The 21,307-nt window shown below is 60.5% G+C and carries 18 protein-coding genes, 1 tRNA gene, 2 pseudogenes and 1 riboswitch; of the genes and pseudogenes, 6 read left to right on the top strand and 15 right to left on the bottom strand.

Annotation, left to right across the window (positions count from 1 at the left end):
* Positions 1-23: 23 nt before the first annotated feature.
* From ASE98_RS07160 to ASE98_RS07150, 4 genes are all read left to right on the top strand, one after another.
* Positions 24-962 carry a hydroxymethylglutaryl-CoA lyase gene (locus ASE98_RS07160; RefSeq protein WP_060540690.1) on the top strand — a complete coding sequence of 313 codons (939 nt, stop codon included), beginning with the start codon at positions 24-26 and terminating at the stop codon, positions 960-962.
* Positions 963-1,050: 88 nt separating this feature from the next.
* Positions 1,051-2,280 carry an OprD family porin gene (locus ASE98_RS07155; protein ID WP_060540689.1) on the top strand — a complete coding sequence of 410 codons (1,230 nt, stop codon included), beginning with the start codon at positions 1,051-1,053 and terminating at the stop codon, positions 2,278-2,280.
* Between the two features lie 715 nt (positions 2,281-2,995).
* Positions 2,996-3,148 carry a hypothetical protein gene (locus ASE98_RS26480; protein WP_156465480.1) on the top strand — a complete coding sequence of 51 codons (153 nt, stop codon included), beginning with the start codon at positions 2,996-2,998 and terminating at the stop codon, positions 3,146-3,148.
* A gap of 70 nt (positions 3,149-3,218) precedes the next feature.
* A complete protein-coding gene (locus ASE98_RS07150; protein ID WP_060540688.1) occupies positions 3,219-3,488 on the top strand; it encodes a hypothetical protein in 270 nt (89 codons plus the stop codon).
* A gap of 29 nt (positions 3,489-3,517) precedes the next feature.
* Here ASE98_RS07150 and ASE98_RS07145 read toward each other — a convergent pair whose 3' ends face one another.
* Together ASE98_RS07145 and ASE98_RS07140 are read right to left on the bottom strand one after the other, a co-directional pair.
* A complete protein-coding gene (locus ASE98_RS07145) occupies positions 3,518-3,745 on the bottom strand; it encodes an AbrB/MazE/SpoVT family DNA-binding domain-containing protein (RefSeq protein WP_236707785.1) in 228 nt (75 codons plus the stop codon).
* Positions 3,746-3,870: 125 nt separating this feature from the next.
* Positions 3,871-4,959, bottom strand: a complete 1,089-nt coding sequence (locus tag ASE98_RS07140) for an asparaginase (RefSeq protein WP_060540686.1) — start codon at positions 4,957-4,959, stop codon at positions 3,871-3,873.
* A gap of 267 nt (positions 4,960-5,226) precedes the next feature.
* On the opposite strand from ASE98_RS07140, the pseudogene ASE98_RS27540 reads away from it, so the two are divergent.
* Positions 5,227-5,422: pseudogene (locus ASE98_RS27540) on the top strand (hypothetical protein); the annotation flags it as partial.
* A gap of 342 nt (positions 5,423-5,764) precedes the next feature.
* On the opposite strand, the gene ASE98_RS07135 reads toward ASE98_RS27540, so the two are convergent.
* The 12 genes from ASE98_RS07135 to ASE98_RS07080 form a co-directional block, all read right to left on the bottom strand.
* Positions 5,765-5,838 (bottom strand) — tRNA-Gly (locus ASE98_RS07135).
* Positions 5,839-6,112: 274 nt separating this feature from the next.
* Positions 6,113-6,997 carry an alpha/beta fold hydrolase gene (locus ASE98_RS07130; RefSeq protein ID WP_060540685.1) on the bottom strand — a complete coding sequence of 295 codons (885 nt, stop codon included), beginning with the start codon at positions 6,995-6,997 and terminating at the stop codon, positions 6,113-6,115.
* Positions 6,998-7,308: 311 nt separating this feature from the next.
* Positions 7,309-8,001 (bottom strand): pseudouridine synthase, encoded by a 693-nt coding sequence (locus ASE98_RS07125; protein ID WP_060540684.1) that lies wholly within the window; start codon positions 7,999-8,001, stop codon positions 7,309-7,311.
* A 33-nt stretch (positions 8,002-8,034) separates the two neighbouring features.
* Positions 8,035-8,253, bottom strand: coding sequence for a cysteine-rich CWC family protein (locus ASE98_RS07120; RefSeq protein WP_060540683.1), 219 nt, complete (start codon positions 8,251-8,253; stop codon positions 8,035-8,037).
* Positions 8,240-9,733, bottom strand: coding sequence for a sensor domain-containing diguanylate cyclase (locus tag ASE98_RS07115; RefSeq protein WP_060540682.1), 1,494 nt, complete (start codon positions 9,731-9,733; stop codon positions 8,240-8,242). Before ASE98_RS07115 ends, ASE98_RS07120 begins: the two co-directional genes overlap by 14 nt.
* A 512-nt stretch (positions 9,734-10,245) precedes the next feature.
* On the bottom strand, positions 10,246-12,024 hold the full coding sequence (atzF, locus tag ASE98_RS07110) for an allophanate hydrolase (RefSeq protein ID WP_060540681.1): 1,779 nt from the start codon (positions 12,022-12,024) through the stop codon (positions 10,246-10,248).
* Positions 12,025-12,048: 24 nt separating this feature from the next.
* Entirely contained in the window at positions 12,049-15,693 is a 3,645-nt protein-coding gene (uca, locus tag ASE98_RS07105) for an urea carboxylase (protein WP_060540680.1), read from the bottom strand.
* A 281-nt stretch (positions 15,694-15,974) separates the two neighbouring features.
* Positions 15,975-16,616, bottom strand: a complete 642-nt coding sequence (locus ASE98_RS07100) for an urea amidolyase associated protein UAAP2 (RefSeq protein WP_060540679.1) — start codon at positions 16,614-16,616, stop codon at positions 15,975-15,977.
* An 11-nt stretch (positions 16,617-16,627) separates the two neighbouring features.
* The gene (locus ASE98_RS07095) at positions 16,628-17,353 is read right to left on the bottom strand and encodes an urea amidolyase associated protein UAAP1 (RefSeq protein WP_060540678.1); all 726 of its coding nucleotides are present in this window, start codon (positions 17,351-17,353) and stop codon (positions 16,628-16,630) included.
* A gap of 13 nt (positions 17,354-17,366) precedes the next feature.
* Positions 17,367-18,155, bottom strand: a complete 789-nt coding sequence (locus ASE98_RS07090) for an ABC transporter ATP-binding protein (RefSeq protein ID WP_060540677.1) — start codon at positions 18,153-18,155, stop codon at positions 17,367-17,369.
* Positions 18,152-18,967 (bottom strand): ABC transporter permease, encoded by an 816-nt coding sequence (locus ASE98_RS07085; protein WP_060540676.1) that lies wholly within the window; start codon positions 18,965-18,967, stop codon positions 18,152-18,154. The genes ASE98_RS07090 and ASE98_RS07085 overlap by 4 nt, the downstream gene beginning before the upstream one ends.
* 15 nt (positions 18,968-18,982) lie before the next feature.
* A complete protein-coding gene (locus ASE98_RS07080) occupies positions 18,983-20,050 on the bottom strand; it encodes a putative urea ABC transporter substrate-binding protein (RefSeq protein WP_060540675.1) in 1,068 nt (355 codons plus the stop codon).
* 60 nt (positions 20,051-20,110) lie between these two features.
* Positions 20,111-20,210, bottom strand: a riboswitch (guanidine-I (ykkC/yxkD leader).
* A 348-nt stretch (positions 20,211-20,558) separates the two neighbouring features.
* On the opposite strand from ASE98_RS07080, the gene ASE98_RS25620 reads away from it, so the two are divergent.
* Positions 20,559-21,032 carry a hypothetical protein gene (locus tag ASE98_RS25620; RefSeq protein ID WP_082457492.1) on the top strand — a complete coding sequence of 158 codons (474 nt, stop codon included), beginning with the start codon at positions 20,559-20,561 and terminating at the stop codon, positions 21,030-21,032.
* Positions 21,033-21,065: 33 nt separating this feature from the next.
* Here the strand turns inward: ASE98_RS25620 and ASE98_RS27130 are convergent.
* A pseudogene (locus ASE98_RS27130) lies at positions 21,066-21,307 on the bottom strand (IS110 family transposase); the annotation flags it as partial.

Here is a 21,307-nt window from a genome sequence, read left to right as displayed (position 1 = left end):
CCTCCTAATGAGGAGCTGACTTCATGGAACGTCTTTTTATCACCGATGTGTGCATGCGCGACGGGCTGCAGAACCAGTGCGCCCAAGTGTCCACCGAGGCCAAGCTGGCGCTTGCGCAGCACCTCGTGGCAGCCGGCGTCGCCAGCGTGGAGGCGACGAGCTTTGTATCGCCCAAGGCTGTTCCCCAGATGGCCGATGCGGCCGACGTCGTTCTAGGTCTTCAGCAGCGCCTGCCGACACTCCGCACATCGGTCCTGGTGCCGAACCTCAAGGGTCTGCACCGAGCGCTGCAGGCGGGTTGCCGGGAAGTCGCGGTCGTCCTGTCGGCGACGGAGGAAATGAATCGCCGCAACATCAACATGAGCCTGACGCAGGCGCGCGAAGAGTCCGCGTTGGTGCTGCGCGAGGCGCGCGCGAGCGGGATCAAGACACGCGCCTATATCGCCGTGGCTTTCGACTGCCCGTTCGAGGGGGCCACGCCGCTTGACCGCGTGAAGGTACTGGCAGCCGAGATGTATGCGGCCGGTGCCGACGAGGTGGTGATCGCGGACACCATCGGGTCCGCGTTCCCCGCAGAGGTGCGTCGGCGCATGACCGAACTGGCGACCGTCGTACCGCTCGATCGCTTGTCGATTCACCTGCACGATACCCGCGGGATGGGCGTGGCCAATGCGTGGGCGGCAATCGAAGCCGGCGTGCGCCGCTTTGATGCCAGCGCCGGCGGCATCGGTGGCTGCCCGTTTGCGCCCGGCGCTGCCGGCAACCTCGCCACGGAGGACCTCGTCTTGCTGGCCGAGAACTCGGGCTTCGACACCGGCATCAACCCAGTTGCGCTGCTGAGTGCGATCGAGTTTGCCGAGTCCTTGCTCGGCCGAACGTTGGGCGGCCATTCGGCGCGCTGGCTGATCCGGCAGCGCGAGCGGGCCGCTCAAACCTCTACGGAGGGTATCGCGCGGGCTTAACGTACAAAATTCTCCGAATTCTGTGAGCTCCACTTAACCCACACAGCCTTGAAAGCTCTTCAACCACACCTTAGAGAACAATAAAAAAATGAACAGGTATCTATCTCTCGCCACCGCGGGACTGGTTTTGTGCGACCTCAATTTCGCCCAGGCAGGCTTCGTCGAAGACAGCAGCGCGACTTTGGCCACCCGTAACTTTTATTTGAATCGGGACTTTCGCCAAAGTGGCGCTCCCCAGGCCAAGGCCGAGGAATGGGCCCAAGGCTTCATCGCCCAATTTCAGTCTGGCTACACCGACGGCGCTGTGGGGTTCGGCTTCGACGCCTTGGGTACACTGGGCATAAAACTCGACTCCAGCCGAGATCGGCGTGGCACAGGCTTGCTAGCTTTCGGCCCGCAAAGCCACGAGCCAGTGGACGAATACAGCGCACTGGGCCCAACCGCAAAAATGCGCCTGTCCCAGACCCAGCTCAAAGTGGGAACCCTGATACCGACCCATCCGCTGGCGTACTACTCCGATACCCGATTGCTGCCCCAGACGTTCACTGGCGCCTACCTGACGTCGAAGGAAATCGACGACTTGACCTTCACCGCGGCGAGATTGACCGAAAGCAAGGACCGTAACTACTCGCACCGAGACGACATCAGCTTTGCCGGCCAGAGCAGCGATCATATGGACTTGCTCGGTGGTGACTATGCGTTTGGCAAAAACCTGACGCTGACTTACCACCACGGTGATCTACAGGACATCTATCGCCAGCAATACGCCGGGCTGGTTCATTTACTGCCGCTAGCAGAGGGAGTGAGCCTGCGTTCCGACCTGCGTTATTTCGACAGCAATGACATCGGCGCCAGCAAAGCCGGAAAAATTGATAACCGCAACTTCAACGGCATGTTCACCCTGTCGGTCGGGGCGCATCGAATCGGCGCCGCATTCCAGAGTCTGTCAGGCGACAGCGCATTCCCCTACATCGACACCAGCATGCCCTATTTGGTAAACCTGGTTACCTACAACTCCTTCTCCAGGGCCAATGAAAAATCGTGGCAACTACGCCATGATTATGACTTCGCAGCCCTCGGAATCCCGGGCCTGACGCTCATGAACCGTTATGTGAAAGGCGACGACATTCGCACCAGTACGGTACGCGATGGCACTGAGTGGGAGCGCGATACCGACCTCAGCTATGTCTTCCAGAGTGGAATGCTCGAAGGCGTGAACCTGCGCTGGCGCAACGTCACCTTCCGGTCCGGCAATGGCCTGACTCAGAAGATCGATGAGAATCGCCTGATCGCCGGTTACACCTGGAAATTGTGGTGAGTCCGGTGAGCCAGAATCTGCCGGTTTGTGTCTTGTTGTGGGGAGGGCAACTATGACCCAGTCATGCGCAACTGATGTATGCGCCCTGATAGAGGGACGCAAACTGTCGAGATTCCAATTGCGTGATGGTCTGTGTGTCGGTGTTGGCGTGCTCAAGCAAACAATAGTTGCTGGTTACGTGTAAGACAAAAAAGGGCTTGTATCACTACAAGCCCTTTTTTATGTGGTCCCGGTGTCGGGAGTTGACCCTGTGCGACTCACCGCCAAGCAGGGAGGGCCGCTAAAGAAAAAGCCATTGCGCAGAAAACCCAAGCGACCCTGGTCGAGACGGGCACTGCGCGGGAATTTTTCGTGCTGCGCGACGCAGAGGCCTGGCATCTGGAACTGCACCTCGGCGCCAAGTGGCTGACCATCACTCGGACACCATTGAGATGTAATATTCCTGGCTCGTCGGTTACTTGAAGAAGTCGCTCATATCTGTGGGTGCTGACACCGAATTAACCCGTTGGCCGAGATGTCACTGACCCAGTTTTATTCTTCGCGAACCATTGCCTATTGCTGAATTTCTGCCTACCTGGGGTGGGGCAGTCTTACGGCGGCACCTAGGTCAATTCGGCGTCAGCGTCTACATCCGTACCTCCTATGGCGCCGACCTGACCATGGACTGCCTGATGAACCCAGCAAGCGCGCGTTTCAACCTTCGCCGGATTCATCCGTGAATCACAGCGTCCTGACCTACGCGCAAGTGCGGATGTTGGAGCGCAAGGCCGGCTCCGCAGCAGGTGGCGTGTCGATGCATTTTCTTAAAGTCGCTGCTTCGGGCCAGCGGGCCCGGCTGATCTTCGTCGATAAGGAGATACCAGCATGATGAACAACTGCTTGTCGCATCCCATTCAAGTAAATATCCAGCAAGAGCCTGTTGATGCGGGGGATTTGAGATGGAATGTACTTTCACCCTGAAGTACCAACTGCCGTCTGACGACAACGATATGGATGCGATTATGGATCGCTTGGCGGTAGAAGGCTGTGATGATGCATTGGTCGGAGTCGGACAGCCAAGCCGCCTGGCGTTGGAATTTGTCCGTGAAGCACCCTCTGCACATGACGCTATAGCGGGCGCCATAGAAGACGTGCGCCGAGCTGTACCTAACGCCCGCTTGATCGAGGCAGCTCTAGCTCCATCACTTATTACAGGCGGCCTTCCGTGAGTGCGTCAAGGAAGGGCATTGCGACTGTCTCATTTCTCCTGGGCGTTACACAGCTGTCCGCTATCCCAAGCTTGAGAGAGTTCGTCTATTCGATCCGCAATCTGAGGCGTTTTTGATAGGACAAGGCAGCGCGTGTTGCCGACAAATTCTTCTATTAAGTACACAGCGTCGCCGACATCCAGTTCGAGCTCCTGCAATGCCTCATCGGGAATTCGAATCGCACCGTCACCATCCCATTCTTCGATCATGATTTTCATAGGTGGCTTTGTCACGTGTAGTCTCCACTGTTTCTGAGTCAACGTCAGGTGGGCTTACCGGTCGGCTGGTTATTAGTACTGATGCGCAAAGGGGTGCCCGACCTGATCAGGTCGGGCGAGGTGAATCAGTATTCCCAGAACATCCGTTGCAGTTCTTTGCTGTCCTGAGTCTTGGTCAGAGCAACCATCGCCAGGATGCGGGCTTTTTGCGGGTTCAGGTCATGGGCAACGACCCAGTCGTATTTGTCATCAGGCTGCTCTGCGTTACGCAGTACAAAACCACCGGCATTGACGTGGGAAGAACGAATGATCTGTACGCCGTCCTTACGCAACGCCTGCAAGGATGGGACGACGCGCGAAGAGACCGAGCCATTGCCAGTGCCAGCATGGATGATGGCTTTAGCGCCAGATTGAGCCAGGGCCTTGTAAGCGGTGTCGCTGACATTGCCATAGGAGTAAGCAATTTCGACGTCAGGCAGGCTCTTGATGGTTTTGATGTCGAATTCAGAGTCCATGGTGTGACGCTTGGCTGGCAGGCGGAACCAATAGGATTTGCCTTCGACCACCATACCCAGCGGGCCCCAGGCGCTTTTGAAGGCTTCAGTCTTGATGTTGATCATCTTGCTCACATCTCGACCCGACTGAATCTCGTCGTTCATGGTGACCAGTACACCTTTGCCATGCGCATCTTTGCTGCTGGCGACCGCGACGGCGTTGTAGAGGTTCAGCATACCGTCGGCAGACATGGCGGTGCCTGGGCGCATCGAGCCAACGACCACGATTGGCTTGTCGGTTTTTTCCACCAGGTTAAGGAAGTATGCGGTCTCTTCCAGGGTGTCGGTACCGTGAGTAATCACGATGCCATCGACGTCTTTGCTGTCGGCCAGTTCCGCGACGCGGCGACCCAGTTGCAGCAGGTTTTCGTTGGTGATGCTTTCCGACGCGATTTGCATGACTTGTTCGCCACGCACATTGGCCAATTGACTCAGCTCGGGCACGCCAGCAATCAACTGATCGATACCCACTTTGGCCGCTTGATAAGTGGCGCTGTTGGCGGCGCTGGCACCAGCCCCGGCGATAGTCCCGCCGGTAGCGAGGATCACAACGTTAGCCAGTTTTTGTTTGGTTTCGACTTCTTTTGCTTGAAGTGCGGTAGGGAGTAGCAGCAGGAGGGCCAAGGCGCCCGGAACAAAGGTATTGAAAGCAGATTTCATTATTTTTCTCTCTAGTTGTAATGACGATGCTGATGCAGGTTCATCTAGAAACACCCCGGGCAGATCTGAATGCCGTGGGAGCTTGGAGGAGAGCAGGATCTGTACCAGCTGCACTTTGTCTGGATAATTATTGTAACTATTTGATATATAACAATTTATTATAAGATTTTGTTTCGCAATACAGATCGACGTCCGGTTTTCCGACGATGTGGAGGCTTTGTGTTCGGCAGTCCGAAAATGATCACGATAAAAACCGCTTGGCCCTACGAAAGTGGGAGAAGGCTGGCAGGGCTCGCCAATGCGCCGGAAGAGGTGCAGAAGGAGCATCAGGCGGCGCTGAAAGCTTTGGAAAAAACGCGCTGGCGAGCTCGATCAGGAGCTTCAGTTCATCGAACGTTGCCTTGCGAGCGATGCCCAGCGCGTGCAGGCCAGGGAGCAATCCAGTCAGGTGCCGCCCCCGTAGGTACCGTTAACGGCCTAACTTGATTTCGAAATCGGACAGCCGAACCCGTCGAGGATTTCACCCGAGTTCTGACCGACCTCACTCCCTCTCCATCATCCAGTCACTCACATGCATGATCAATGGCTAATCTGACCCTGGCTGGCAAGGTGGCACAACGAGTGTGTAGGTATTTATTGAAGGGCTGCTGAGTGAGGCCGGTCTGTCTAGGCGTCAGAGTGGCCGGCATCGCTAGTGCACCAATTTTTTTGGCTTTTGAGGGAGTTGGGCGTGGGGGGCTGCGAGTTGATTTGGCGGCTGGAAAGTGGGGGGGGCGGCTGGAAGGCCCGGAAATACTGGGGGAGGTGGAGCGGGTAGAGGGAATCGAACCCTCAACTAAAGCTTGGGAAGCTTTCGTTTTGCCACTAAACTATACCCGCTTAATTCTGTTTCTTTATGCACCTAGCGCAAGGGCCGAATAAGAACCCTCGTTATCAGCTTGGGAAGCTGGAGTAATGCCATTAGACGACACCCGCTCAGAGCGGTGACTTTGTACCAGATGTGCGCGGGGAAATGAAGTTTTTCTTTACGCCAGATAGCTTTAGCGCAGGCGAAACAAGACACGGACCGCGTGGCGGTCGTCGCGGGCAGGCTTCGCTCCTGCAGCAATGGGTTCATTACTGTAGAGCGAAGCTTGCTCGCGATGACTCTGTTTCAGAATGCCAGTGCATGTTGGTCCTGGACGTAGTGGTACCGCGGTCGGCTTTCGTGCAGTGCCGGTTTCAGGAAGCCCATCAGTGCGTTGCGGCTGTCTCGGCAGGCGGCTTTGTGTTCCATGTCGAGAAAGTGGCCGGTGGCCTCAAGGGTGGTGAAGGTGGCTTGCTGTACGTGGTTGGCGAACAACCGGGCGCCATCGGCGGCGGTGTATTCGTCCCATTCGCCGTTCATGAACAGTACCGGCACGTTGATTTTCTGCGCAGCCTTGAAGAAGCACTGACGATCGCTGTGCAACAGGTCGCTGATGTGGAAATGCATCTGCCCGTATTCATGTTCGGCCAGGGAACTGACGTGCCGATAGTTGAAGCGCTTGAACAACGTCGGCAGGTGTTTGCCGATGGTGCTGTTCACCAGATTGCCGACCCGGTCGCCGTCCCGGCTGCCGAGGTAGTCGACGCCGCGTTCGAGGTAGTCGAGCATGTGCGCGTTGATCTCCGGAGAGAACGAGCTGATCACGGCCTTTTCGATGCGTCGTGGCCGTTGCGACAACGCGACCAGTGTCGCGGCGCCGCCCCAGGAAAATGACAGCACGTGTTCGGCCCCGAAGTGGTCGATCAGCTCCAGGAGAATTTGCCCTTCGATTTCCTTGGTGAGCATTTTTTCATGCAGGTTGTGCGCCTTGGACTTGCCCGCGTAGGGCTGGTCGTAGCAGACCACATTGAACTGCGGATGAAGGTTTTTCACGGTTTGTGCAAACGACGCAGTCGTGGCCATCGAGCCGTTGACCAGAATGATGGTCTTCTCTGCGGCGTCTGCGCGATAGAACTCCGTGTAAACCCGATACTGACCTTGTATATCCAGCACAGCGATTTCTGGCCTCATGTCATATGACTCCTGGCAAGCGGGTATGCGCGCAAATGAGATTGCACGAGCTTTGTGACAGGTAGGCATACGCCTGGAATTTGAGGGGCCCATGTCGATCCATTGCAGTCCGGTCGACGGGTATTGTTATTGGCGGGCAGTTTGCCGGTACCACGCGGAACCTTGGGTTCCAACCGACAAAAAGTTTCTTAGAAGTATGGGGTGACTCGTCGGTCACATTTCGGCCGACGTCCTGATTCAAGCAGGGGTCACATCAATGTGCAAGTGCCTTTGGTAAATTGTTGGACAACTTCTGCTCAGCGGTAGGCTGCTTAGATCAATTCGATCTCTTGAGCGGTCAGCGGGCGGTATTCGCCCGGTTTCAACGCATCGTCGAGGACCAGCGGGCCCATGCGTTCGCGGTGCAGGCGCAGCACTTTGTTGTCGAAGTGGCCGAACATCCGCTTCACCTGATGGTAGCGGCCTTCGACGATGCTCAGGCGTGCGGACCTGGCGGCGAGCAACTCCAACTCGGCGGGTTGGGTGGTGAGGTCTTCGAAAGCGAAGTACAACCCTTGGCTGAACGTGATGGCGTATTCGGGGCCGATGTCCTGTTCGGTTTCGACGTAGTAGACCTTGGGCAGCTTCGTCTGGGGTTGGGTCAGGCGGCGTGACCAGCTGCCGTCGTTGGTGATCAGCATCAGGCCGGTGGTGTTGAAGTCCAGGCGACCGGCGATGTGCAGTTCGTGCTTGTCCGGCTCATGGATCAGATCGAGCACGGTCGGGTGCTGCGGGTCGCGGGTGGCGCTGACGCATCCGGCGGGCTTGTGCAGCATGAAGTGGCGCAGGGGCTTGCCGACCTGCAGCACATCGCCGTCGACTTCGACGCGGCTGAACTCGCGGACTTCACTGTGCGGATCGCTGACGATTTCTCCGTCAACCCGCACGCGCTTTTCCACCAGCAACAGGCGCACCTGCTTGCGGTTGAAGCACGGCAGATTGCTGAGGAAGCGGTCAACGCGCATGACTAAGGGCCGGTGAAGAAAGGGCCGCGCATCTTACTTCAATGGCTGGGTCGCTGCTTGCAACTGCGCCTCGACCTCGGCGCAGCGCGGGCACAGGCAGGCCGCGTTGCGCAGTTCGGCGGGCAGCGCCTGGAGCACCGCCGTGTCGATGCTGACGCCGTAGCACCAGCAAGCCCGGTCGGCGGTTCGCGGGTCGGCCAGGGCGCAATCGTTGGATGCACCGCAGGCCGGGCAGAGGTCAGGCTGGTTCATAAGTAGTGTGAGGCATTTCCACGCAGGTTCGATTGCGGCCGCTTTGCTTGGCCCGATACATCCCATGATCCGCCCGCGACAGCAGGCTGTGCAAGGTGTCATCGGGCTGCAGGGCGGTGAGGCCGATGCTGACGGTGACTTGCATCATGTGTTCGTTGTACGCATAACGCTGATGCGCCACGTATTGGCGGATTTTCTCGGCGATCTCGTGGCCGGTCTCGGCGTCGGTATCCTTGAGCAGGACGATGAATTCTTCACCGCCCCAGCGGCAGACGATGTCGCAGTGGCGCAGGCAACTCTGCAGGTCGCGGGCAAAACCGCTCAGCACCTGATCACCGGCCAGGTGACCGTAGGTGTCGTTCAGGGCCTTGAAGTGGTCCAGATCGAGCAGCAGCGCGGTCAGTGGGTTCAGTTCACGTTGGGCTTCGAGAATGGCCTGCACGGCCAGCAGGTCGAAACCGCGCCGGTTGGGCAGTTCGGTCAGGCTGTCGAGCGTCGCCTGGGCCTGGATCCTGTCCTGAAAGCGTTTGATCACGCGATTGAGCAAAACCATCACGACCAGCGTGACCACCAGGCAAATCAGCAGGTTGAGGTACAGCGACTGACGAATGTCATTGAGCGCGCCGTCTTCGAGCTTGTCGACGAACAGGTACCAGTTCAGTTCCGGGATGAACCGTACGTTGAGGAAATGCCCTTGACCCTGGACGGAGTATTCATAGCTGCCGATGTGGGGTTTGGGTAACTGGCTGACGAGGTCCTTCATGCTCGACAGTTGGCTGAGGCTCTGGCCGATCTGTGCGCCTTGCGGGCCACCCTCGGCACCGGTGAGTACCAGGCGCGCGAAGTTGTCGACGAAGTACACGCTGCGCTGGTAGCGCTGCTGGTACTTGTCGATCAGCTTGATTACCGCATCGACTGTCAGGCCGACACCCGCCGCACCGATGAAACGGTTGTTGTAGTCGTAGACCTTGTAGTTGATGAAGAAGGTCAGGTTGTCCTTGTTGGCGAGGTCCGGATCGAGGTTGATCTCGTAAGGATCGTTCATGTCTCGCACGCGAAAGTACCAGGCGTCGCGAGGCTCCGTGGCCTTGACCTGCTTGAGCACGCCCTTGGCGTGGTAGTAGGTCAGGCTGGTGTTGGAGACGAAGAACGCGGTGTAGGCGCCGTAGTGGGTCATGACCTCGTTGAGGTAGCGGGTCATCTGGTCGGAGTCTTTTTCACCGTTGACCACCCAGTCACGCATGAAGGTGTCGCGGGACATCATCGAGGAAATGAGGATGGGCCTGACGAGGTCTTTCTGGATTTCCGAATAGACCGTGTCCGATGTCAGCGGCAGCTCAGTGTTGACGATGTTGTCGCGGATCGACGCCCGCGAGGCGTAGTAGCTGAGGAGGGAGGTCGCGAGAAACCCGGCGCCCAGCAGCGCGACCAGCGTGAGTACCAACCAGCGTTGAGCATACAGAGGCGAGCGGGGCGGCATGACAATTCCATTGGCAGAGGACCGATGGGTAGCATTCTAGTGGCACTTTGCCGAAATAACTGCTGCATTTGTTGGGGGAATGGGGGGTGATAGAAGGTGATTGAACGAACATTGTGGTGTCAGACAGGGCCAACCCCCTCACCCCAGCCCTCTCCCCAGAGGGGAGAGGGGGAAAGGGAGCCGATCTTTGTTGTTCTCAAGTGATGCGTTCGACGCGTTTTCCGGGATCAATGCGATTCGAAAGTCGCTTGGCTCATTCCCCTCTCTCCACGGGGGGAAAGGGAGCCGGTCTTTGTTGTTTTCAAGTGATGCGTTCGACTCGTTTTCCGGGATCAATGCAATTCGAAATCGCCTGGCTCATTCCCCTCTCCCTACGGGGGAAAGGGGGCCGATCTCTGTTGTCTTCAAGTGATGAGTTCGACCCGGTTTCCGGGATCATTGCGATTCGACAGTCGCCTCGGTCAGTCCCCTCTCCTCCGGGAGAGGGTTAGGGTGAGGGCGGCGATCCCGGATCAGCCCCGAGTTTCCAGATACGCCCGCCACCCTCCCAAATGACTGATATCCACCGCCCCCTCCAACCCGTACGTCTCACAAATGAACCCGCTCTCCCAGCGTCCATCCGCCAGTTGCACCTTGCCCAACCCCAGCGGTGCCGGAATCCCGGTCAGGAATGAACCCAGTTCGCTGCTCGGCAGTTCCCAGACTTCCACCGCAATCGCCACGCCACCTTCCTTGACGCGGACCATGCCCGGCCGAAACGGCGGGCCTCCTGCCAGGGCGTACAGTTGGTAGTCCGGTGAGCTGCACGTTGTTTCAACCAGGCGGGCGCCACGCTGTTTGAGCTGCCAGTTCAAGGCCAGCCCATCCAGATGCGCACCGCAGACCACCAAGCGCGCCCGGTCATTGCGCGCGACGGTGGTCGGGGCGCTCGTGGTCGCGCTTTGCTGGCGCTGCAAGGCATCCGCCACGCTCAACAGATATTGATCGGTAAATGCCCGGCCAAACAGCGTCACACCCCACGGCAAGCCGTTGTCCATGAACCCGCTGGGCACGGCGACGGCGGCGTAGTCGAGCAGGTTCATGAAGTTGGTGTAGTAACCCAGTTGCGAGTTGCGCAGCACCGGTTCGGCTTCCAGTTCAGCCAGGGTGACCGGGCGGCCGATGGTCGGGGTGAGGACGCAATCGAGGCCGTCCAGCGCTTTGTCGCACAGGGCCTTGAGCGCTTGCAGGCGATATTGGGCGCGGAAGGTTTGCACGCCGCTGACCGCCGGGGCCTTGGCCAACACCGCGCGAATCACCGGCAGCACAGCCTCGGGATTTTGCTCCATCAACTCGCCGGCCACGCTGTAGCGCTCGGCCACCCATGGGCCCTCATACAGCAGGCGCGCGGCTTCCAGGAACGGCGACAGATCCAGTTCCACGGCTTCACCGCCCAGGGCCTTGAGTTGATCTATGGCCTTGGTGAACAACTGCGGTCCTTCGGGACAGCCGAAGAACTGCAGGTCCTCGACACGGGGTATGCCGAAGCGAAACGGACGGATTGCGCCGAACGCCGAGCCGTCATTCCACAGCGGATTGCTGCGGCTGTAGGCGTCCCGTGGGTCCAGGCGCGCGGTGAGCGCCAGCAACTGGCTGGCTTCCCTGGCGGTGGCGGTGAAGGTGGTGACGCAATCGAGCGTGCGACAGGCCGGCACCACACCCGCTGTAGAGATCAAGCCCTTGGTGGCTTTCAAACCGACCAGATTGTTCAATGCCGCTGGTACGCGTCCGGAGCCTGCGGTATCAGTGCCCAGCGCAAAGCTCGCCACACCCAGCGCCACCGCCAAGGACGACCCGGCACTGGAGCCACCCGACGGATATTCCGGCAATACGCTGTTGGGGCAGGCGCCATAGGGCGAGCGGCTGCCATTGAGTCCGGTGGCGAACTGGTCGAGGTTGGTCTTGCCCAGTGGAATCGCTCCGAGGGCCAGCAGTTGCTCGACGATGGTGGCCGAGCGCTCCGGCACATAGGCAAACGCCGGGCACGCTGCCGTGGTTGGAATGCCCGCCAGATCGATGTTGTCCTTGATCGCGAACGGCACGCCATACAGCGGCAGGCTGTCGATGTCGCGTCCATCGAGGTTGGCCAGGTAGGGTTCCAGTTCATCGACGCTGAGCAAGTGGATGAACAGGTGGTAATCCGGGTTCAGCGCGGCCGCTTTATCGCGCAGATTGCGCAGCAGCTGCCGGGGCGTGGTACTGCCGTCGCGGTAAGCGTTGCGCAGGGCGTCGAGTTGCAGATTGATGTTCATGGCATTGGTCCTTTTCAAATGGGTTCAGTCGAGTTCCAGCACCACGACGCGCTGTCCGGCACGCACCGCCGAACCCGGTTGCACGCGAATCTCGCGAACCACGCCGGCCATCGGTGCGAGCAGGGGTATTTCCATCTTCATCGACTCCAGGATCACCAGCACATCGCCGGCCTCGACCCGCTTGCCGCAAGCCACCTGAACCTGCCAGAGGTTGCCGGCGATGTGGCTGTCGACGCTCAGTTCTCCACTGCCCAGCGGTGCGTCTTCGCTGGCTTGCGGGGCCGGTTCCTCGCTGTCGAAATGCGCCTGGCCGCTGGCGATCCAGCGCTCGCGTTCGGCGTTGAACGCGCCTTGTTGCTGCTCGCGAAACGCGGCGATGGTCTCGGCTTCTTTCGCCAGGAACGCCTGGTAATCCGCCAGGTTCAGCTGACTGTGTTCGATGTTCAGATCGAAGCGCCCGAGGGGGAAGTCGCGACGAATGCGCAGCAGTTCATCGGCGCTCACCGGGTAGAAACGGATCTGGTCGAAGAAGCGCAGCAGCCAGGGTTTGCCATCGAACGCGGCGACTTCGCGGTAGCGGTTCCACATCTGCAAGGTACGCCCGACGAACTGGTATCCGCCCGGACCTTCCATGCCGTACACGCACATGTAGGCACCACCGATGCCCACCGAGTTTTCCGCGGTCCAGGTGCGGGCCGGGTTGTACTTGGTGGTCACCAGGCGGTGACGCGGGTCCAGCGGGGTAGCGACCGGGGCGCCGAGGTAAACGTCGCCCAGGCCCATCACCAGATAACTGGCGTCGAACACCGTACGCTGCACTTCATCGAGGTTCGGCAGGTCGTTGATGCGGCGGATGAACTCCAGGTTGCTTGGGCACCAGGGGGCATCCTTGCGCACGGTGGTCATGTATTTTTCGATCGCCAGCTGGCACGCCGGGTCGTCCCAGGACAGCGGCAGGTGGACGATGCGCGACGGTACTTGCAGGTCCTTGGCGGCGCACACGGCGTCCCATTCGCCGGCGACGATGCCGAGCAGATCCGCCAGCGACAGTTGCTCGGGCTGGTAGTGCACCTGCAGCGAGCGGATGCCCGGCGTCAGATCGATCACGCCGTGCAGGTTTTTGCTTTCCAGGGCTTGCATCAGGGCGTGGGCGCGAAAGCGCAGGACCAGATCGAGTTCGGGGGCGCCAATCTCGAGGAGAAGGTGCGTATCCCCCGACAACCTTGCGACCAGTCGTGTGTCCCCCTGACCCAGATCCATTACCACCGGCGACACCATCCCCTGTGGGAGCGGGCTTGCTCGCGAAAGCGGTGCTTCAGGCACATCAATGTTGACTGACACACCCTCTTCGCGAGCAAGCCCGCTCCCACAGTGATCCCATTTCAGGGCGAGGGTACGGGCGGTTTTGAGATCGACGGGATGGAACTGGACTTTGTCCCCGGCCTTGAGCTGTCCCAGCTGCCAAAGATCCGCCTCGATCACAGTCACCGGGCAGACGAACCCGCCGAGGCTCGGGCCATCCGGGCCGAGGATCACCGGCATGTCGCCGGTGAAATCCACCGCGCCGATGGCGTACGGATTGTCATGAATGTTCGACGGATGCAGCCCGGCCTCGCCGCCATCGGCGCGTACCCATTCAGGCTTGGGTCCGATCAGGCGCACGCCGGTGCGGCTGGAGTTGAAGTGCACTTCCCACTGCGTGGAGAAGAAAGTGGCGATGTAGTTTTCGGTGAAATACTCCGGCGCACCGTGGGGGCCGTAGATCACCCGGATCTGCCGCACCCCGGGCAACGCGCAGACCTGTTCTTCAGCCAGTTGTTGACCGGCGCTGTGGTCGCCCAGGGCGGGTACATGCAGCACGTCGCCGGTACGCAGGGCGCGACCGCCATGACCGCCGAACTGGCCGAGGGTGAAGGTGCTTTTACTGCCCAGATAATCCGGCACCTGCAGGCCGCCGCGCAGGCACAGATAGCTGCGCGCGCCGGCACCGGCAATCGTGCCCAGGCTCAAGGTGGCACCGGCCGGAACTAGCAGGGTGGTGTTCATCGACACCGCTTCACCGTTCAAACTCAGCGGGATCTGCGCGCCGGTGACGGCAACAACGGCCGCGCAATTGAAGCGCAATAACGGCCCGCTCATGGTGATTTCCAGCGCCGCCGCTCCTTCGTCATTGCCCAGCAAGCGGTTACCCAGGCGCAACGCACGACTGTCCATCGGTCCCGACGGCGGCACGCCGACCGCCCAGTACCCGAGGCGACCGGGGTAATCCTGAACGCTGGTCTGGGTCCCGGCGCTGAGCACCTCGAACGTGTTGGCCTGATACACCAGGCCTTCCAGGCAACGGGTCCACGGCTGGCCGCTGGCGAAAGGCGTATCGAGCAGGATCTGCCGCAGGTAATCGCGGTTGGTTTCCACGCCATACAGCAGGCTGGCACCCAGGGCCTGATGCAGATCGGCGCGCGCCTGTTCACGGCTCGGCGCCCAACAGATGACCTTGGCGATCATCGGGTCGAAAAACGGCGGAATCTCGCAGCCGGCTTCGACCCAGGTGTCGATGCGCAGTTGTATGCCATTGGCCGCAGGGAAATCCACGGCGGTGAGCAGGCCGGGGCTCGGTTGAAAATCGCGGCCCGGATCCTCGGCATACAAGCGCGCCTGAATCGCGTGGCCCTCGGGTTGCAGACCCTGACTCAACTCACCCAGCGGCGGCAGGTCACCGGCGGCCAGTTGCACCATCCAGCGCACCAGGTCGACGCCCCACACTTGCTCGGTGACGCCATGCTCGACCTGCAGTCGGGTGTTCACTTCCAGAAAATAGAAGCGCTGGTCTTCGCTGTCGAAGACGAATTCCACGGTACCGGCGCTGCGGTAGTTCACCGCCTTGGCCAGCTTGATCGCCGCCGCGCAGAGTTCTTCGGCCATGCCCTCGGGCAGGTTCGGCGCCGGGGTTTCTTCGAGCACTTTCTGGTTGCGCCGCTGCACCGAGCAATCGCGCACGCCGAGGGCAATCACTTCGCCTCGGCCATCGCCGAATACCTGCACTTCCAGATGCCGGGCGCGCTGGATGTACTTCTCGATGAACACCCCGGCGTCGCTGAAGTTGTTCTGGCCGAGGCGTTTGACCGCCTCGAAGGATTCGCTCAATTCGGTCGCGTTGCGGCATACACGCATGCCGATGCCGCCACCGCCGGCGGTGCTTTTGAGCATCACCGGGTAGCCGACCTGATCGCCGGCCGCCAAGGCAGCGTCGAGGCTGTCGAGCAGCTCGGTACCTTCGAGCATCGGCACGCCGTGTTGTTTGGCCAGGGCGCGGGCGGTGTGCTTGAGGCCGAATACCCGCAGCTGCTGCGCGGTCGGGCCGATGAAGGCGATGCCGGCGGCTTCGCAGGCTTCGGCGAACGCGGCGTTTTCCGAGAGGAAACCGTAGCCCGGATGGATTGCGCTGGCGCCGCTTGCGCGGGCGATGGCGAGAATCTTGTCGACCGCCAGATAAGTGCCAGCCGCCGCGCCTTCACCAAGGCTGTGGGCCTCGTCGGCTTGCAGGATGTGCAGGCTGGCGGCATCGGCTTCGGAGTACACCGCGACGCCTTGCACACGCAGTTCGCGCAGGGTGCGCAGGATGCGACAGGCAATGGCACCACGGTTGGCAATCAGGACTTTTTCGAACATGGCATAACCCCTGGAGGGGATGCGGGCCGTCCCGCAGTTTTTCTTGAGGCATCCGGGCCGTCCCGGATGAAAAATCAGAGTTCTTCAAACACCGCCGTCCCCTGTGGGAGCGGGCTTGCTCGCGAAAGCGCAGTGTCAGTCGACATCGATGTTGGATGTGACGGCCCCTTCGCGAGCAAGCCCGCTCCCACATTGGGAGTTGTGGTGGTTTTACTTTTTGAGGCACTGCCCAGAGCGGGCCTGGCACAGGGCAAAAAACCATTTACGCAACCGCGCTAATTTCAGTTCCATACCAGCAGCTCCGCAGGGGTGGGGTTGTAGGCGTTGCACGGGTTGTTCAGTTGCGGGCAGTTGGAGATCAGCACGATCACGTCCATCTCGGCACGCAAGTCGACGTATTTGCCCGGGGCGGATATCCCGTCTTCGAAGGTCAACCCGCCATCAGCGGTGACCGGCACGTTCATGAAGAAGTTGATGTTCGGCCCGATATCGCCCTTGCCCAGGCGACCGTCGTGGACACAGGCACGCAGGTAGTTGTCGCGGCAGCTGTGCATGTAGCGTTTTTCCAGGGCGTAGCGCACGGTGTTGCTCTCTTGCGCGCAGGCACCGCCGAGGGTGTCGTGACGGCCGCAGGTGTCGGCGACTATGGTCAGCATCGGCTTGCCGAGGTTGGAATACAGCACGCTGCCGGTGCTCAGGTACACGCTGTTCTGCCGGCGCAAGGTGCGCTGCACGTCATAGCGTTCCTTCGGGTTGGCGACGCTGTAGAACAGGGTGTCGACGGCCTGGTTGCCCTCCAGGTCGAGGATGCGCAAGGTCTGGCCGGCCTTGACCTCCATCAGCCAGGGTTCGCCGGCGGGGATGGTGGCGCGGTAGATCGCGGTTTCAGGCTGCTTGTGAACAGTGGCGATAGCGAGTGACATGGCAGCGATCCTCAGGCGAACAGACGGTCGGTGTTGATGAAGCCGCGCTCGTTTTCCGGGCGCGAAGTGCGGCAGTGTTCGGCGACGCTGGCGTCAGCGTTCATCCAGCTGAGCTTCAAGGGTTTGGGGGCGTATTGCGGTGACGGGGCCATCGGATGTTGCAGGGCGGTGAGCACCACCAGGGTGTCCATCGGCGCGTACAGCTCGATGTAGTCGCCGGCCCTGGAGTTGCCCTCGACGAAGTGAAAACGTCCGGCCTCATCGACGTTCACCCGGCTGAACAGGTTGAGTGTCATCAGCAGGTCGGACAGGCCCAGCCCCCACTTGCCCAGTTCCACCAGCAGGTTGTCGGTGCCGTTGCGGAAGAAGCCGTTGCGCAGTTCCTGATAGCGCCCTGCGCCGTATTTTTGCGCGACTTCTTCAGCGCAGAGCACGCCGCCCAGGCTGTCACTCCAACCGCAGGTGTCGGCCGTGATGGCAGCCAGCACGCGGCCCATGTCCGAGTACAGGCAATGGCCTGTCGTCAGCTTGGCGGTGTGTTGGCATTTGAGGCTGTCGGGCAGGTTCAGGCGCTCGGTTTTCTCGTTGGCATTGAGCAGCGTCAGGCTGACGTTGGCACCGCCGCGCAGGTCGGTCAGGCGCAATAGCTGGCCGCGTTTCAACACGAACGAACGGTGGCCGCCGCCGGGCAGCATTTCTTCGGCGAAGGGCGGGAACAGTTGGGTCGAATCAGTCATGGGCAAATTCCTCTCAAGCGATACGAAGCGTGCCCGCCAGCGGTGCCGGCAGGGCGTCGACGGCGGCACGGGTGGTGCGGCGGTCGCTGTTCAAAGGGATGTCGTAGGTGATGCGTGCGCCATAGGCGCCCGGGGCGTGCGGGTCGACGCGGACCTTGTCGAATACCATCAGGCGCGTGCCGAGGCTGAAGCCTTCGGACAGGTCATGGGTGACCATGAACACCGTCAGTCGGGTCTCGCGCCACAGCTCCAGCAGCAGGCTGTGCATGTCTTTGCGGATACCCGGGTCGAGGGCGCCGAACGGCTCGTCGAGCAGCAGTACCCGTGGTTTCATGATCAGCGCCTGGGCGATGGCCAGCCGTTGCTGCATGCCGCCGGAGAGCTGTGCCGGGTACTTGTCCAGCGAGTGGCCGAGGCCGACTTTGTGCAGCAGCACCGAAGCCTGTTCCCGGGCGTCACGTTTGGCGCTGCCGAACAGACGTCCAAGCAGCGGCGAGCGTGGCAGTTCCAGGCCGAGGGCGACGTTGTCCAGCACGCTCAGGTGCGGGAACACCGAATAGCGCTGGAACACCACGCCACGGCTGGCATCCGGTTCACCGGCCAGGGGCTGGCCGTCCAGCAGGATCTCGCCGCGACTGGCGCGCTCCTGCCCCAGCAGCAGGCGCAGAAAGGTCGATTTGCCACAACCGGACGCGCCGACCAGGGTGCAGAACTCACCCTCGCTGACGCTCAGATTCAAGCCTTCGAGCACTACCTGATCGGCGTATTGCTGCCAGACGTTTTTCACGGTGATAAAGCTCATGCCCGCGCTCCTTCGTACCAGGGGAACGCACGTTGGGTCAGGCGCTTGAGCCCCCAGTCCATCAACCAGGCGAGCAGGGTGATCCACACCACGTAGGGCACAATCACGTCCATCGCCAGGTAGCGACGCACCAGGAAAATCCGGTAGCCGAGGCCGTCGGTTGAGGCAATGGCTTCTGCGGCAATCAGGAACAACCACGCCGAGCCCAGCATCAGCCGCAGCGAGATCAGCAGGCGTGGCAGCAACTGCGGCAAGACCACCCGCAGCATCAGGGTCCAGGTCGAAGCGCCGAGGGTCTGGGCCTTGATCAGCAACTCGACGGGAATTTCCCGGGCGCGTTGCTCCAGGTCACGGGCGAGGCACGGGGTGATGCCGATCACGATCAGCATCACTTTCGACAACTCCCCGAGGCCGAAGACGATGAACAGGATCGGCAGAATCGCCAGCGGCGGCACCATCGACAGCACCGTCAGCAACGGCGACAACGGCGCGCCGAATAGCGGCAGCGTGCCGGCGGCCATGCCCAGGCACAGCCCGGCCAAAGCGCTGATGCCAAGGCCGATGGCCAGGCGGCGCAGACTGGAGGCGGTGTCCTGCCAGAGCAGGTATTCACCGGTGCGGCTGTCGGCGACAAAGGCCAGGCGTTTCACCGCGTCGGTCATCTGCACGGCGCTGGGCAGCAGCTTGTCGTTGGGGTTGTCCGCCAGTCGCTCGGCCGAGCCCAGGAAGTAGGCGAACAGCACGAGGGCGAACGGCAGGATCACCAACAGCAGGCGACTCGGGCGATCCGGGTGGCGATTGATCAGGCGCATGGCCAGGTCCTCTTCTTACAGCTTGGCGTCAGCGGCCATCTGCACGTAAGTCGGATCGAAGCGCAGCTTGAGGTTGCCCTTGTCGCCGCTGGTCACGCCGTTGGCGAAGGCCATGCCGACCGCGCTGGTGTCCTTGGCGCCTTCACCCAGCAAGCCGTGCTGGAAGGAAAATTCGGCGACCTTGCGCATGGTTTCCGGCAGTTGCTTGCTGGTGGAGAACGCGAGGGCTTCCTGGGGGGTGGCGAACAATTTGGTGGTGTCCAGTTGCGCCTGGAAACCGGCCAGGTCGGTGCCCGAGGCTTTGGCCATGTGTTCCAGGGCGGCTTGGCTGGCGGCGTTTTTCGCGTTCATCAACTCGACCACTTCGAACCAGGCGCCGGTCAGGGCTTTGCCCAGGGCCGGGTTGTCTTTGAGGGTGGCGCTGTTGACCACCATCATGTCCATGATTTCGCCGGGGATCTGGCTGGAGTTGAACACCTCGGTCACCGCAGGTTTGGCCTTGATATCCGAGAGCATCGGGTTCCAGGTAGTGACGGCGTTGACCTGATCGGTGTTGAAGGCGGCCGAGATATCGGCGTCGGAGGTGTTGACCACTTTCAGGTCTTTCTCGGTGAGGTCCACCGAATCCAGGGCCCGGGCCAGCAGGTAGTGGGAGACCGACAGCTCGACGAGGTTGACGTCCATGCCCTTGAGGTCGGTGATTTTCTTGCCTTCGCCCTTGAGCACGATGCCGTCGTTGCCGTTGGAGAAGTCGCTGACGATCAGCGCGGTGCTGTCGACGCCGCCGGCTGCGGGGATGGTCAGCGCGTCCATGTTGGTCATGGTGCAGCCATCGAACTGGCCGGCGGTGTACTGGTTGATCGATTCGACGTAGTCGTTGAGCTGCACGACATCGATCTTGATGCCGTACTTTTTCGCCCATTTGTCGACGATGCCCTGGCTGCCGGCATATTCCCAGGGCATCCAGCCGGCATAGATCGTCCAGCAGACGCTGAAGTGATCTTTCTGTGCGGCCTGGGACGAGAAGCTCACGATGGCGGCGAAGGCCGCGGCGAGCAGGGCGGGTAAACGAAGCTGGGACATGGTGGTTCTCCAGTTGATCAAGGGCGGACAGGAAGGCAGCGGCACCGCTAACGGTGGCTTTTCTCCCGGGCTTTTGTCCCGCCGTGTAACCTCAACTGGAGGTCGCCAACTCTCGGACCAGTCACTCGCGAAGCGAGCCGGAACCCTAGTCAGCCATTGCAAATTGTGGTGCCGCGAACCTGTGTGACTCCTGCACTGGCTTTGTTTAAGCGAGAGCCGTGCCAAGTCCGGTGGAAGGCTCTGGGACGGGCGGTGCGGGCATCAACGTGTTTAAGTGCCGGGGCGGCTTGCCTTGGAATGGTGCGTCAGTGCACTGAGATGCGGCGTGGCTGGCCGCTGATCCGAAACCTGCATGGATGAAAAACCTTTCATCGGCGAGGTGTTTCAACTTGTTGCGAGGGCGCACCAGGTCTCGAATTCGATGTCTGATATTTCGACAGTCACAGAACTATTGACTGCCGCCTGCCAGCGTCGCTGGTATGGCTCACTCGCGGTCCAGGAGGCCGCCATGCTCTGTCAAAAAAAGCTGCGCCGAATTCTACTGCTTGCAGTGTTGGGTTTGTCCCTGGGCGGATGCGTGCCTTATTACGATGGAGGAGACGGTTACTACAGGTCAGAGGTCTATACCTCGTCAGCGCCAAACTATTACACCGGCGGTAGCTATTACTCCAATGGTGGCGGCTACTACTCGCCGCCTGCCCGGTACTACGCTCCACCTGCACGGTATTACCAGCCCACGCCGCGCTACTACTCGCAGCCACGGGTCTATCAACCGGCTGGGCACTACTACCAGTCGCCGCGTCATACCCAACAGTCGCCGCGTTATTACCAGCAGCCGTCGCGGAGCGACTACCGGGCGCATCAGAATCGTGGGTGGGACGGCCATAACCGGAGTGGCTGGAACAATGATTCCGGAAGTCATGGCGCGGGCAATAATCACAGTAGTCGTGGCGGCCGCGCGGGCCGCGGCGGTAACCGTTAACTAACTGTTATAGCGATCCATTTGTGGGAGATTCTATGTTTGGGGGGAACCCCCAAGCATAGAATTTGGCTTGTATTCGCTTTGGTTTTTCATCAAGGCAAACAATACCCGAGCTAATTTTCTGGCAAGTATCACCAGCGCCTCAGTTCCTTTCAGACCTCGCGCCAAATAGCTTTGGTAGTAAGGTTTCCAGGTCGCAGAACGGCTTGCGGCCATGGCACTGTTATGAAATAGACGTCGAAACTCCGAGTCACCTCGTTTGGATAAGCAGCGTC

This window comes from Pseudomonas sp. Leaf48 (assembly GCF_001421885.1).
GTDB lineage: Bacteria > Pseudomonadota > Gammaproteobacteria > Pseudomonadales > Pseudomonadaceae > Aquipseudomonas.
The sequence above is the reverse complement of the archived record's forward strand: the minus strand, read 5'-3'. Positions and strand labels throughout refer to the sequence as shown.